Annotated in this window: 1 protein-coding gene; it reads right to left on the minus strand. The window is 51.3% G+C overall.

Annotated elements, in window-relative coordinates; translation table 11 throughout:
• A partial coding sequence (locus ACYVTD_RS15145; RefSeq protein ID WP_461248538.1) for a S1C family serine protease occupies positions 1–678 on the minus strand: 678 nt, incomplete at both ends.

Here is a 678-nt window from a genome sequence, read left to right on the forward strand (position 1 = left end):
ACCGGCAAAAACAATTCCAACAAGCCGCCCTTCGCCGTCTACCAAGGGACCGCCTGAATTGCCGCCGTTTACCGCGGCGTCAATCTGATAAACGTCGCCTATCTGCAAAAAACGCCTGCTTAGGGCGGAGACGATTCCTGCGGTTACTGTTTTTTCAAGCCCCACGGGGGAGCCGATTGCCCATACCGAGTCCCCTATTTTTGGAATTACGCGATCTACAAGAGAAAAAACATATTCGGGCTCATACTCGGTTTTTATCAGGGCAAGATCCAAAGCCTTGTCCCAACCGATAACTCGCGCCGGATACCTTGGACTTGTAGAGTCCCCCAAACGTATATACATGCGAGAATAACCCTTGTATTTCGGGTCTACCTCGCTTTCGATAACATGGTAATTTGTGATTAAAAATCCGGAAGCGTCAACAAAAAAAGCGGAACCTAATACCCTGTCCGGAACTCCCATTCCCCTTTCAACCTTTATCCCCTTGTCGATAAGCACCGTCGCGACGCCGTTAACCATGTCGGCGACAGTATCGTGCCCTTTCGCGTATTGAAGAAGTTCAGGGGGGATGTTTTTTGCTCCCGCGTTTTGCGCGGCGGTAAGAAAGAACGCCGAGGCCCGGCATTGTTTTTGCCGGTATCGCGTATCATCAGGGACTGAACTTCGCCATCCCCGCGG

This window comes from Treponema sp. R6D11 (assembly GCF_054786075.1).